Origin of the sequence: Pseudomonas sp. FFUP_PS_473, assembly GCF_002858665.1 — a bacterium.
Classification (GTDB): domain Bacteria; phylum Pseudomonadota; class Gammaproteobacteria; order Pseudomonadales; family Pseudomonadaceae; genus Aquipseudomonas; species Aquipseudomonas defluvii.
The window spans coordinates 20,132-32,857 of sequence record NZ_PJQQ01000030.1 but is presented as its reverse complement, the minus strand read 5'-3'; the positions used below and the strand labels follow the sequence as shown (position 1 = coordinate 32,857).

At 58.1% G+C, this 12,726-nt stretch carries 11 protein-coding genes and 1 tRNA gene; 6 read left to right on the top strand and 6 right to left on the bottom strand.

Annotated features, from left to right (window positions below):
- Positions 1-148: 148 nt before the first annotated feature.
- On the bottom strand, positions 149-412 hold the full coding sequence (locus tag CYD26_RS19080; RefSeq protein ID WP_102053318.1) for a hypothetical protein: 264 nt from the start codon (positions 410-412) through the stop codon (positions 149-151).
- A gap of 112 nt (positions 413-524) precedes the next feature.
- Between CYD26_RS19080 and CYD26_RS19075 the strand changes: the two genes are divergently transcribed.
- The 3 genes from CYD26_RS19075 to CYD26_RS19065 all read left to right on the top strand — a co-directional run bounded on the left by CYD26_RS19075 (position 525) and on the right by CYD26_RS19065 (position 4,842).
- Positions 525-1,565 (top strand): hypothetical protein, encoded by a 1,041-nt coding sequence (locus CYD26_RS19075; protein WP_102053317.1) that lies wholly within the window; start codon positions 525-527, stop codon positions 1,563-1,565.
- 176 nt (positions 1,566-1,741) lie between these two features.
- Positions 1,742-3,022: an AAA family ATPase gene (locus CYD26_RS19070; protein ID WP_256588049.1), complete on the top strand. Its 1,281-nt coding sequence runs from the start codon at positions 1,742-1,744 to the stop codon at positions 3,020-3,022.
- Complete coding sequence (locus CYD26_RS19065; RefSeq protein ID WP_226942213.1) at positions 3,022-4,842, top strand: hypothetical protein; 1,821 nt, start codon at positions 3,022-3,024, stop codon at positions 4,840-4,842. The genes CYD26_RS19070 and CYD26_RS19065 overlap by 1 nt, the downstream gene beginning before the upstream one ends.
- 829 nt (positions 4,843-5,671) lie before the next feature.
- Here the strand turns inward: CYD26_RS19065 and CYD26_RS19055 are convergent.
- The 4 genes from CYD26_RS19055 to CYD26_RS19040 form a co-directional block, all read right to left on the bottom strand.
- Positions 5,672-5,748 (bottom strand) — tRNA-Arg (locus CYD26_RS19055).
- Positions 5,749-6,113: 365 nt separating this feature from the next.
- Positions 6,114-7,649 carry an IS66 family transposase gene (locus CYD26_RS19050; protein ID WP_099773211.1) on the bottom strand — a complete coding sequence of 512 codons (1,536 nt, stop codon included), beginning with the start codon at positions 7,647-7,649 and terminating at the stop codon, positions 6,114-6,116.
- A gap of 61 nt (positions 7,650-7,710) precedes the next feature.
- On the bottom strand, positions 7,711-8,037 hold the full coding sequence (gene tnpB / locus CYD26_RS25580) for an IS66 family insertion sequence element accessory protein TnpB (protein WP_145991801.1): 327 nt from the start codon (positions 8,035-8,037) through the stop codon (positions 7,711-7,713).
- 5 nt (positions 8,038-8,042) lie between these two features.
- On the bottom strand, positions 8,043-8,360 hold the full coding sequence (locus CYD26_RS19040; RefSeq protein WP_079761861.1) for a transposase: 318 nt from the start codon (positions 8,358-8,360) through the stop codon (positions 8,043-8,045).
- Between the two features lie 539 nt (positions 8,361-8,899).
- On the opposite strand from CYD26_RS19040, the gene CYD26_RS19035 reads away from it, so the two are divergent.
- Genes CYD26_RS19035 through CYD26_RS19025 form a run of 3 tightly spaced genes read left to right on the top strand, consistent with a single transcriptional unit; the run spans position 8,900 to position 12,031 of the window.
- Entirely contained in the window at positions 8,900-10,114 is a 1,215-nt protein-coding gene (locus CYD26_RS19035) for an efflux RND transporter periplasmic adaptor subunit (RefSeq protein ID WP_065760717.1), read from the top strand.
- 5 nt (positions 10,115-10,119) lie between these two features.
- A complete protein-coding gene (locus CYD26_RS19030; protein ID WP_065760718.1) occupies positions 10,120-11,322 on the top strand; it encodes an FtsX-like permease family protein in 1,203 nt (400 codons plus the stop codon).
- Positions 11,315-12,031, top strand: coding sequence for an ABC transporter ATP-binding protein (locus CYD26_RS19025; RefSeq protein ID WP_102053315.1), 717 nt, complete (start codon positions 11,315-11,317; stop codon positions 12,029-12,031). The genes CYD26_RS19030 and CYD26_RS19025 overlap by 8 nt, the downstream gene beginning before the upstream one ends.
- Positions 12,032-12,313: 282 nt before the next feature.
- Here CYD26_RS19025 and CYD26_RS19020 read toward each other — a convergent pair whose 3' ends face one another.
- Entirely contained in the window at positions 12,314-12,559 is a 246-nt protein-coding gene (locus tag CYD26_RS19020) for a hypothetical protein (RefSeq protein ID WP_065760720.1), read from the bottom strand.
- Positions 12,560-12,726: the final 167 nt, after the last annotated feature.

Below are 12,726 nucleotides of genomic sequence, written 5' to 3'. Positions count from 1 at the left end.
CGCGAGGGAACACAGAATGGTGGTGCGTAGGGCTCAAAACCTAACACCATCAAAAAAGCCTAGGGCTCCACCCCTGGGCTTTTTTGTGTCCCAATTCTACCGGCTAACTCCTAGCCTGGGCTCATTGTGAAACTCCTATCTGTTTGATTTACAAGGCTTGCTGTCTAGCGCAGCGTTGCGTGGCTATCCAGCAGGCGACTTCTTTGGACAGGGCGAAAAAGCCTCGACGATTGGGCACTTCAAAAAGTGGCACTTCGATAGTTCCACGCTGCTTGGCTTTTCGGAACGCGTCATACGAGGCGTATCCCAACTCTCTCCACAGCGCACTGCCACCCACCATCAGGCCATATCGATCTTTGAGATCAAGCTCTAATTCGGATGCCAGGTTGTGGATTTCCAGGGGCTCGCGCATCGCACTTAATGTCCGGTTTGGTCACAGCTAATAGTAATAAACCACGTTCTTGCACTCCAGCCGTAAGGCACCTACATTTTTTACGGTACAAACATCAGCTGGAAATTTGTAAGTGTCTGACTTCAAACGAATTGCGAAAATTTATTCGGATTTCGCAGATAACGTGCGCGAACAAATACCGGAAAATACAAACCCCCGCAGTCACACTGTGGAAATGCTCGCCGTGGGCTATTGGTTCGAGGGGCTGAGGCAGCGGACAGGTCTCAAAACGGCCTACGCGCTTGAGCAGTATTTCGAAGAGGATTCGTTTCGAAGGAACAGCAATGGGACTATTCGGCATTACCGAAGCAAGTGGTCAAGGTACGAACAAAAAATGGTATCGCCCAAGGCCAATACCTTGGCCAAGGTCGAGCTTCAGGCACCGGGATCTTCTCGCGATCTGAATCATCCGCTATGGACACTGCTCAAGCTGAGGATCAAGCGAGAGGACGTCGACTTCGACCAGTTTTTTGGAACGTTGAATGCCGAAGTACAGGGGGTGTTGTTCCGAACCGCCAGCGACATGGCGTGGGGCATTTTACAGCGCGAATCGGTCACTCAAAACCTGCTCGAAAAGCTTGAGCGCAGGGCGAGCTTAGATAGCCTCGCGGCGGTGGTAGCCATAGTGATGGAAGCAGATCAGATGGGCCGTCGTGCCCTTGCTATCAAAGCAGCAGATTCGTTGCACAAAGTGCTCTTGATGCTCGCCATGGAGCTACAAGCACGTGGGGTCGCAGTGGGCTTGATTGACTGGCTAGTCCTCAATGTGCTTCCCCTTGGTGTGCCTGCACACTTAGAGGTTTGGATGACTAGCACTGACTACATTCACGCGTCAGCCCATCTGAACACCATGGTCTTCCAGCATCCGGAACGACGCGGAAAGAGCCTTCCCTGGAAGCTACGCACCAGACTGATGTGCAAGCTTCTGGCCGGCGATATGGGAGTGGACGTAATGCACGCTATGCGTCCGCAGTTCGCCCTGCGAGTCGACATCGGCGAAATCGCAAGCGATTTAGTGAACGAGTTCAACAAGACGTCAGCACTCAGAACCTGGGGCTGGATGTGCATCATTGATGGCACGCCTCAGGTGGTGCCGCCCACATCGCTTTTATAGCTCTCCGTTACTGCGTGCCTTGAGTGGTCACATCCGATGCAAATGGCTGGTCAAGTCGAATGCAAATGGGTGGTCAAGTGCGATGCAAACGCTTGGTCAAGTCAGGTGCAATTTCCCATGATCTTGAAAGAGAAGTAGCTGAGCTACGCCCTGAGCGGGATGAGCTGCGTCGTGAGTTGAGCTGTAAGCGTGTCGCGGCTACAGAGCTTGAGGCTGTGGCGCGTGAGAAACGTGTTCTGGAGCAACACAAGAATACCCTTGCCGTTCACATAGATGACCTCGAAAGCCGCATCGAGCAGCTGACCAGTGCGCAGAAGACCCAGACACCATTCCCAGCCATGTCGCTGATGGATAGTGAGCGCGATTACCGGGCGCGTATGGACCTAGATGAAGTGCCTGATCTCGAGACATTCGCCACCCAGTTGCAGCATCGGATTGCTAAAGCTGAAAAGCACGTAGAACTGTTCTATCCGATCGAGGATATCCGCGTGTTGCTGGGGGGCTTGGCCATGAGCCAGCTGCATGTCTTCCAGGGTATCAGTGGTACCGGTAAGACCAGTTTGGCCAAGGCTTTTGCCAAAGCAATGGGGGGCTTTTGCACCGATATTGCGGTGCAGGCGGGCTGGCGTGATCGCGACGACCTGCTTGGTCATTACAACGCCTTTGAGCGACGCTTCTACGAGAAGGACTGCTTGCAGGCGCTATACAAAGCGCAGACGCCGCGTTGGGAAGACACCTGCAACATCATCCTGCTGGATGAGATGAACCTGTCGCGCCCTGAGCAATACTTTGCCGAGTTCCTCTCTGCCCTGGAGAAGAACAACCCCGATGAGCGCTTGATCAGCCTCTCGGAAACGTCGTTGCCCAATGCGCCTGCGATGCTGGCCGAGGGACGCAAGATCAGGGTGCCAGCCAATGTCTGGTTTATTGGTACCGCGAACCATGATGAAACCACCAATGAGCTGGCGGACAAGACCTATGATCGTGCTCATGTAATGACTCTGCCCAAGCAGGATAAGCGCTTCACGATCAAGGAGTTTGAGCCGGCCAACTACTCTTATCGCTCCTTGCGCAAGGCATTTGGCAAGGCAAGAGCTGAGCGCAAGGAGGAGGTCGTCAAGCTACTGAAGGACCTGACCGGCGATGCCTTCACCGAACAGTTGGGCAGCCAGTTTGAGCTGGGCTGGGGGAACCGCTTTGAAAAGCAGGCGCTGGATTTCATCCCTGTAATGCTGGCTTGCGGGGCTTCTTCGGGGGAGGCGGTGGACCACTTGTTGGCCACGAGAATCATGCGCCCTGGCAAAGTGACCGGCCGCTACAACGTTTCTGCCGAGACGCTGCGCAATCTGAAAGGCGCTCTGGAGGACTTCTGGATCAGCGCTGATCTGGCGGGTGATCCGCGCAAGTCTATGGAGCTGTTGGAGGCTGATATTCGTCGCCTGGATGGCCGTAGCTGATGTGGTTTGATCGTTTTACGGGTGAGCAGTGCCGGCAGTTGCCGGCACTCATTCAGCCCGGTCGCTATCAGTCTGTGAATGACGGGCCTGCATTCAATGGCCATACACCGGTATTTACGGGTGTGCTGGTGAGTGATGGTGATCAGCGCTGCCAGTTGGGTGATGAGGCTTGCACTTTTACGCCGCCGCAAAAAAGTCTGGCGGCGGCAACGGAATTGCTGAGCAAGGTCATTGCGACGATTGATGCCGAGGCACTGCAGGCGCCTTTGATGTCTCCTTTGATGCCAGCTTCCATCATCGATGCCAAGAGCCATCTGCAGCCCTTTGAGGAGCAGCTTCTGGATGTGGTGAAGCAAGGGCATCTGCATCACATATCGCAGCGTCCGCGCCTCGATCTTCACTATGAGGATGAGGTTGCTGATATCGGGCGTGCACGTCGTTTGGCCAAAGGGGCGCTGGTGCATCTGGCCTCGCACTCGGAGTGCTGGCAGCGGCAGACGTTGAGTGGCGTGATCCCCAAGAAGGTACTGGCCCGGTTCAGCGAAGATGACTATGGCATCTATGAGAATCGTGTCTATGCGCGCTTGCTGGATAAGATTGAACGCTATTTGCACGGGCGCTTGGCGGAGTTGCGTGGCTTGCAGGCGACGCTGAATCAGGCGCTGCGCTTCTATGAGGCGGAGAATGTCGATTACCGTCTGCGTGAAGAAATTTGCCGCTTGTGGGGGATGACATTCAGCGCAGAGGAAACCAGTAACGCATCAAAGTTGCTTGGTGAAACGCTTGAAAAGCTTGAACGCTTGTACCAGACGATTGCGGGCCTGCAGCAAAGTGGTCTGTATTTGTTGGTCAGCCGGCAGGCACAAGTGAGAGGTGTGCTGCATATGACCAACATCCTTGGTCACGATCAGCATTACCGGCATCTGGCTATCTTGTGGGATCAGTTGGCCAAGGTGACACAGGCCAAACGTGCCACGCCGGCAGAGCGCTTCAGGCAGAACCAATCTCTAGCTTCTGTCTATTCTCGCTACGCCGGTCTGGTCATGAGGAGGGCGCTGCTGCCTTATCTGAATGGCCAGGACGAAGGTGTCTGGGCCGGAAGGCACATACTTCTTCGGCAAAGTGGGCTGGAGTGGCATTTGCTTAGCAGTTCTCCTGGCCTTTCAACGCCAGAGGACGTATTGCTTACCATTGTGCCTTGGTTGAGTGATGCGCCTGCTCCTGAGGTGACCCCACAGAGCAAGGAGCGGTTTATCGCCTGGCCGGCAATGGGGCAGGAGATTGATGCGGCTTATTGCCCGGAGCAGTGGATACCGCTGTCTCCCACGGACATGTATTGCACGGAGCGCTTTGGCTTGCTGGTTGACCAGGTGCTTTGCCGAATGGCTCTGATTACGTATGCGCAGCCGTTGCAAAAAATCCCGCAAAAAGTGCTGGAACAGGCAAAGCAGGTTGCGGGGGTTCAGGTTAATTCAGAGCAAAATGAACTGATTGTTACTGAGGCCTTGGCCGGGGAGGCAGTGACGGCGCTCAAGGAGGCATTGGTTGCCTCTAACTCCACTGCGCAAGCGTCAGCCCTGGAAGGTCACAACCAGGCGATTCTTGCTTTGGAAAAGTGCCCGGTGTGCTCTGGCAGGGCTCCGCTGGTTTTCCAAAGCCCTTTAGGGTTCAAAGCCAACTGTTTGGATAAAAAGTGCGCAACGCGCTATCTGCGCTTGGAGCAGACCGGGCGTGTTTTTGAACAGTCAATACCGGAGTCCACTGGGTTTACGGTGGTTGGACGAAGGGCATTTACGATTAGGCAGATGGCTGGCGCCTGAGATGATACCCGGCCGCTAACGTTCATTTGCGACAGGGTGTGCAGTTGTTCGTCGGTTTGTCAGGCGCTGTGGCACCTCAATACGGCCCACCACTCGTTCTCGACCAAAAACAGCAGGCTGTTTGGGTTGGCGAACTTTTGACAAGTCAGCGTCCTGTGCAGGTCTGATATGCAATTTGTGACCAGCCCCAGATCGACGGTTCCCATAGACGCTGATGGATTCAATGGATTGGTGCCCCATCATGTAGGCGATGGCCTCATCGCTCTCGCCGGAGGCTTTTAGGTTTGAGCCCAATTGGTGGCGGAAGCTTTTCAGGGTTGGGTGCTGCTTGCGCCTTGGCCACAGCGCTCTGCACTCTTTGCGTAGACGATCCCGAATAGCTGTATTGGTACGTTGGCAGATACGCATCCATTTCGCTGCGCCTGCCACAGCCTGGAGCACCGCAGGGTCGTCAATGACCAGTGTTCTGTCGGAGCCCCTATCCTGCGGGACGCTTTTTCCGCCGATGACATGGATGTTGGATTCCACGGCCCTCCGGCCACCCGCCTGGGCAGGCAGCGACGCAAGATTTCTTCACTACCATCGACTAGTAGCTGCAGCTCGATTTATGGCTAGTACTCAAAATCCCCGCTCGCAAAATAGGGCGCCAGACTTTGAGGCACGGTTTAGGCACAGAATTGGCACAGCCCGAAAATGAGTCGAAAAGGAGCGCTGCGGGCAGTACTCACCACAATCTGAGTATCCGCATGGAGATCAATTTTGAGAGATTAGCCAATTCGGGATCTGGATCGGCAGAGCCTTAGGAAAAGGCTTTTAAATCATACAGATATGGCGCACCAGGCGGGATTCGAACCCACGACCCCCGCCTTCGGAGGGCGGTACTCTATCCAGCTGAGCTACTGGTGCGTATATGTTGCGGCGGTCTATTTGACCATTAGCTGACACCCTTCTCAACTCGATGAGTATTCCTTCGGAGACTAATAACGTACAGGAATCTTGGTTGGCGGTAAGCGTTCAAAAATGCCTCTAAGTGCCGCAATGCAAGGCTTTCGTCTTCTACTGTGTCTTGCAGTTTAAAGCTAATAACAACATCTGATGGCAGTTATTCTTGGCACAAAAAACGAAATCAGGAATATCGATTTTGACCACTAGCCAGACTCTGAAGAGTCCTACCGCCGCTTCATTGAGCCTGAATTCTTTTCTCCAACAGCAGCGAGCATCGTAGCCGTTACGCTATGCATAAAGGACCCTGCTCCGTAAGCGAACGGGCATTACACCTTGCCGACGGATACCCAGCTGTGCGGCAGCAGCTCGGCCAGAGCGCTGGCCTTCTGCGTCGGCAGTCGCGTTAGCACATCCTTGAGATAGGCATACGGATCATGCCCATTCATCCGCGCCGACTGGATCAGGCTCATGATTGCCGCCGCCCGTTTGCCGCTGCGTAGCGACCCGGCAAACAGCCAATTGGAGCGACCTAGAGCCCACGGGCGGATCTGGTTCTCGACTTGGTTGTTGTCGATGGGCACAGCGCCATCGTCCAGGTAGCGCGTCAGCGCTACCCAGCGTTTGAGGCTGTAATCCAAAGCTTTCGCCGTGGCTGAGCCGTTGGGCACAAGATCACGCTGGGCCAGCATCCAGTCATGTAGTGCGTCGAGGAGCGGTGAAGCCTTTTCCTGCCGTATTCGCCAGCGTTCTTCATTGCTCATGTCGCGCACTTGGCGTTCGACTTCGTACAGCCCAGCGATAGAGTGCAGCGCCTGTTCGGCCAGTTGGCTTTTGTTCGCCGCGTGCAGATCGAAGAACTTGCGGCGGGCGTGAGCCATGCAACCGATTTCGGTGATGCCTTGCTCGAAGCTGGCCTTGTAGCCAGCGAAGTCGTCGCAGACCAGCTTGCCATTCCACTGGCCAAGAAAATTGCGCGCATGCTCGCCGGCACGGCTGGGGCTGAAGTCGTAGACCACGGCCTTCAGATCGGCGAAGGGCGTGGTGCTGTAGGCCCAGACGTAGGCACGGTGGGTCTTCTTCTCGCCGGGCGCGAGCATCGAAACCGGGGTTTCGTCGGCATGGATCACGCGCTGGGCAAGCACCGCTTCGCGCAGCGCATCGACTAGGGGCTGGAGCTGCACGCCGGTTTGCCCGACCCACTGTGCCAGTGTCGAACGAGCGATGGCCAGGCCGGCACGGCCAAAGATCTTCTCCTGCCGGTACAGCGGTAGGTGGTCGGCGAACTTGGCCACCATCACGTGAGCCAGCAGGCCGGCGGTAGGGATCCCCTTGTTGATCACCTGGGCCGGCACGGGCGCCTGGATCAGCGTTTCGCATTGGCGGCAGGCCCATTTCCCACGCACGTGCTGTTCGACGGTGAACACGCCCGGCGTGTAGTCGAGCTTTTCGCTGACGTCTTCGCCGACGCGCTGAAGCTGGCAACCGCAGGCGCACTGGGTGTTCTCCGGCTCGTGACGGATCACGGTGCGCGGAAATTGCGGTGGCAGCGGTGTGCGCTTGGGTTGTTGGCGTGGTTCGGCTGGGGTAACCGGAGGATTGACGGCTTTCAGCTCGGCCTCGATGGCGGCGATGTCGGTGTCGAGCAGGTCATCAAGCAGGCTGCCCTGATCAGGGCTTAGCTGCTCGCTGCGCTTGGCGAACTTGTGCCGTTTGAACCATGCGATTTCGTGGGTGAGCTGCTCGATGACTGTTTGATCGCGGTGGATCTTTTTGCCCATCGCATCGACTTGCGTGAGCAACTGCGCGGCCAGTGCGCGCAGCTGGTCAGGTGTCAGTTGGTCGAGATTGGGCGAGGAAGTCATGCCGCTGATTGTGCCAGAGCAGGCGGTCAGCGGAGATAAACCGATGGGCTAATGGCAGGTGCTACAGCACTGTGATCGCGCCGGCTGCGCCGACTCGCTGCCAGGGCAACCCCAGTACCAAAGCCTGAAGTTGCTCGGTGTCGAGTTCGACTTCCGAGCCGTGCCGGATGCCTGGCCAATGAAACTTGCCCTGGTGCAAGCGCCGCGCGGCGAGCCAGATACCCACGCCGTCATGCACCAGAACTTTCATGCGGTTGGCGCGGCGATTGGCGAACAGATAGGCGCAGTGCGGCTTCGCCGCACCGAACACCGCCACCACGCGGGCCAACGCGGTTTCAGTACCCGCACGCATATCCATCGGCTCGGTGGCGAGCCAGATACTATCCACGCGGATCACTGGGCGAGCCCACGGACAAAGCGGGCGCAACCTTCAGGATCGGAGGCTGGCCATTTCACCGTGACCGATTGCGCGCCCAGCGGTAGCTCGATAATCACCGCTGCTTCAGCTGGTCGTTTGGGCGTAACCCTCGCAGGAACGAACGCCGGCAACGCCGCTGGCAGTTGATCCCGATAAAGCGGTAGCCACTTGCGAATGACGTTGGCGTTGATGCCATGGCGTATGGCCACGCTGGAGACGGTCGCACCAGGTTGCAGGCACTCCTGAACAACCTGGGCCTTGAACGGTTTGGGGTAAGAGCTTCGTTGGCGCATGGAAATCCCGGCGATAAGGGCTATCGCGTCCGCTTAAAAATACGCGGACACCATCGCCCTTAATGCGGGATTGCGGAAGGTGACTTGGCTGGACGCTTACCCTGCTCCTGCAGGAAGCAATGCCAGAATCGCAAGCAACGATATATGCGGGCAGAGGCTTTGCAGTTAGCTCTCTCGTCCTTGGCGTTTATCTCGGAGGATACTTTACCAAACGCCCCCCAATCGCCAACCAGCTCATCCAGCGATCAGGAATTTACGGTGACTTACTGAGCACCAGACAGCGGGTCGTATCCGCCTGACTCGGCAGAAGCAATTTCTGCCATTGCCCGGTGCTGGACTAGTGCGATCTGTGCAGCTTCCTCGATTTACCCCGTGTTGCACGTACAGGCTACCAACCTCTCAGGGCGCAATGGCAAAGCCGCCAAGGAGTGGGCCGAAAGTTAGGAAAGAGCCAACCCAAGCGTACAATAAGCATGAAGCTTGCCTCGCCCGCTAATCGGCAAGCGAATGCCCGCCACCCCTAACACTAGAGTCACACAATGAACCGTCCTTTGCTGCTGATTACTCTCGCCTGCACGGGGCTGACTGTGCTGATCTGGGGAGGCATCCGCACTCTGCAGGGGCCGGCCTTGGCCGGCTACCAGCTAACTGCGCAACCCCTCGTGCAGACGGTGGTGGCCACCGGCAGGATCGCCGCACTTTCGCGTGCGCAGGTAGGTAGCCAGGTAACCGGTGTGGTGATCGAGCGCCGAGTGACCGAGGGCGACGTGGTAGCTCCCGGCGACGTGCTAGCGGTGTTGCGAGCCGATGATCTGGTCGCTGCGGTACATGAAGCTGAAGCCGCGCTGGCGGAGTTGCAACAGTCCAGCCGGCCACAGGCGCAAGCCGCGTTGCGTGATGCGCAAGCTCGGCTTACTCAGGCCAGCCGGGAAGCCCGGCGCCGCCAAGAACTGCTAGGCAGGCAAATGATTTCCCGCGAGATCATGGAGCAGGCCGTACAGGCTGAAACCAGCGCGCGCGCAGCGCTCGAACAGGCACAACTGGCTGCTCGCACGCTGCAAGCCGGTCAGGCCAGCGAGCTGGCGGCGCAAGCAAGGGTAGCCAATGCTCGTGCGCAGCTGGCCAAAACCACCATTCGGGCCGAGCTGGCCGGTACCGTGTTGACCCGCAATGCAGAGCCTGGCGATCTGGTGCAACCCGGCACTGTTCTGTTTGATATTGCCCGCACAGGTGGCACCGAGGTGCTGGTGCCGCTGGATGAAAAGAATCTTGAGGTACTCGGTCTGGGCCAGCTGGCCACCTGTGTCGCGGATGCCTACCCGACCCGCCCTTTTAAGGCCAGAGTCGATTTCATCGCGCCGACTGTCGATCCACAACGCGGTACTGTGGATGTTCGCCTCAGTGTGGATCCGGCCCCGGATTTCCTACTGGAAGGCATGACGGTTTCAGTGAACATTGAAACCGGACGCCGCGACAATGCCCTGGCGGTGCCCAACGATGCGCTGACAGTTGTGGACGGTGAACACGCCGAGGTGTGGCGGGTGGTCGATGGCCAGGCCACGCGGCGTAAGGTCCGCCTCGGGCTACGGGGTCTGACGCAGACCGAGATCAGCGCAGGGCTGCAGGCCGGCGACTGGATTCTGGCTGATGCGCAAGCGTCCATCTCCGAGGGTGACCAGGTTCGGATGACGGCCACCGCCAAAGCGTCTTTTGACTCGCAAAGTCGAAATGAACTGCCTGCCCGACTGGACTAGTCCCGATGTGGATTGAATGGACCATCGCTGTCAGGTTCCTGCGTGAGGGCAAGGCACAGAGCCTGCTGATCCTCGTCGGCATCGCCGTCGGCGTAGCGGTCATCGTGTTCCTGACCGCACTAATCACGGGACTGCAGGACAACATCATCCAGCGCACGCTGGGCACTCAGGCCCACATCAAGGTGGAGCCACCGGAAGAACGCAACCGCGTGCTGCCCGTCGAGCCGGGCAGCGTGCATTTGTTGCTGGAAAACAAGCGTGCCCAGCGCCTGCGCTCGATCAACAACTGGCAGGAGGTGCGTAATGTGCTCGACAGTTTCCCGCAGGTCAGCGCGGTCTCGCCGGTGATCTCGGGGCCGGCCTTTGCCCGCCGTGGCGAGGCCCTGCAATCGACCGCACTGATCGGCATCGACGCGCAGCGCTACCAGCGCATCATCCCTATCCAGCAGGACATTATCGCCGGCGTCTTTCGCATCGGTGCCGGTGACGCCGTGATCGGCAGACAGCTGGCCGCAGACCTGGGCATGGCCGTCGGCGACAAACTGCGCTTGGATGGCGGTCAAGGTCGTGAGGCCGTGGTGAATGTTGCCGGCATCTTTGAACTGGGCGTGCGCGAACTCGACGCACGCTATGTGTACCTCGACATGAAGCAGGCGCAGGCCCTGCTCGATCTACCGGGCGCGGCCACCGCCATCGACCTGACGGTGACAGACATCTTTGCAGCGCAGGTGATTGCCGAACGTATCGGCCGCCTCACCGGCCTGAAGGCCGAAAGCTGGATGGAAACCAACACACAACTGATGAACGCTTTGCGCTCACAGAGCCTGTCCACTCAGATGATCAGCTTGTTCGTGGCCCTGAGCGTGGCACTGGGCATCGCCAGCGTGTTGTCGGTGAGCGTGGTGCAGCGCACGCGCGAGATCGGCATCCTGCGCGCAATGGGCACTCGTCAGTCACAGATGCTGCGGGTGTTCCTGATCCAGGGAGCGCTGTTCGGTCTAGCTGGCTCACTGCTGGGCGGCACGGCCGGCTATGGCCTGGTGGGCGCGTTCAACACCTTCGGTCCCAAGTTGTTCTATATCCCTCTCAATCCCTGGCTGTTGGCCTCTGCTGCGGCGCTGGCCACGGTTACCGGCATTCTCTCGGCGGCCTTGCCAGCACGGCGTGCGGCAGCGCTCGACCCGGTGGAGGCGATACGCCATGTCTGATCGGCAAGCGATGCAAGAGGTTCTGCGCCTGGTGGGTCTCAGGAAAGCCTACAACGTCGACACACCAACCGAGAATGAGGTGTTGCACGGGCTGGACCTGCGCCTACAACGCAACGACTTCGCCGCACTGGTGGGCGCTTCCGGTTCTGGCAAGAGCACCCTGCTCAACCTGATCGGGTTGCTCGACAAACCTACGGGCGGCGAACTCTACCTGCTCGAAGAACCTACCCGCACGATGGACGATACGCAGCGCACCGCACTGCGCGGCACCCGGATCGGTTTCGTATTCCAGTTCCATCATCTTATTCAGGCCTTCACGGCGCTGGAAAATGTGTTGATGCCGCTCATGCTGAGCACTGGCAAACCCACACCGCAACAGCGTGAACGGGCCACCGATCTGATGGCGCGGGTGGGCCTGCAAGGCATGGAGCAACGCAAGCCCGATCAGCTCTCCGGCGGACAGCAGCAGCGGGTGGCGGTCGCTAGGGCACTAATAACACGCCCGGCCCTGCTGTTGGCCGACGAGCCGACCGGAAACCTCGACAGCAAGTCGGCCGCCGAAGTCTTTCAACTGTTTCGTCAGTTCAACCGCGAATTTGGCTGCGCGGTGCTGCTGGTAACCCACGATCCGCGCCTGTCTGATCTGTGTGATCGCGTCATCACTCTCGCAGACGGCTACATAGAGAACGATGTGACCCGACAGGCATGATGAAACACCCGCGGCCGGCTCCGCTGGGCTGGGCTGGCAGCCTACGGGCAGCGACTTGGCCCAGCAAAGTCATAGGTATTAACACGATCACTAAGACCTGCCGCTTTGGGCTTCCCCCGCGGCCACACAAATTCGTTTTGTTGCTCTCTGCTGTTGCTGTCACAAATTGGCAACCCAGGAGTATGCAGGCCCCAACGTTAGCGATGCTTTTCTGGTGGAAAACTCTACCCTCGCAGGGACCAAGGCCGTGCAAGCTGCATCGAGGTTAGTGCGGTAGCTAACTCACTCGTCCTTGGCGCTTATCTCGGCGGAGACCTTGCCAAACGACTCCCAGTGACCCACCAGCTCATCCACGCGATCAGGAATGCGCGGTGACTTACTGAGCACCAGACAGCGGGTTGTACCCACGTACTCCTCAAGGAGGTAGAGCGTGTCTCCAACGTCGACGCCCATTTCCTGCAGAACGTCATCGGGTAGGCGAATAGCGCCGTCGCCATCCCAGTCCTCAATCACTACATGCTTCCGCATCGTAACCCCGTGAAACGGTTTAATGGGTGTCCGCAGGGGGAAGCAACGGCGAGCCGTTGCCAACGAAGTCCCGCGGTGCAGGCCGCCAGCTTAGCAAAAGCTCACGGTTTCAGAAGTGGCCGCTGTGGATTCCTCGCTACCCAATCTGGGAGCTGACGATTTATTGG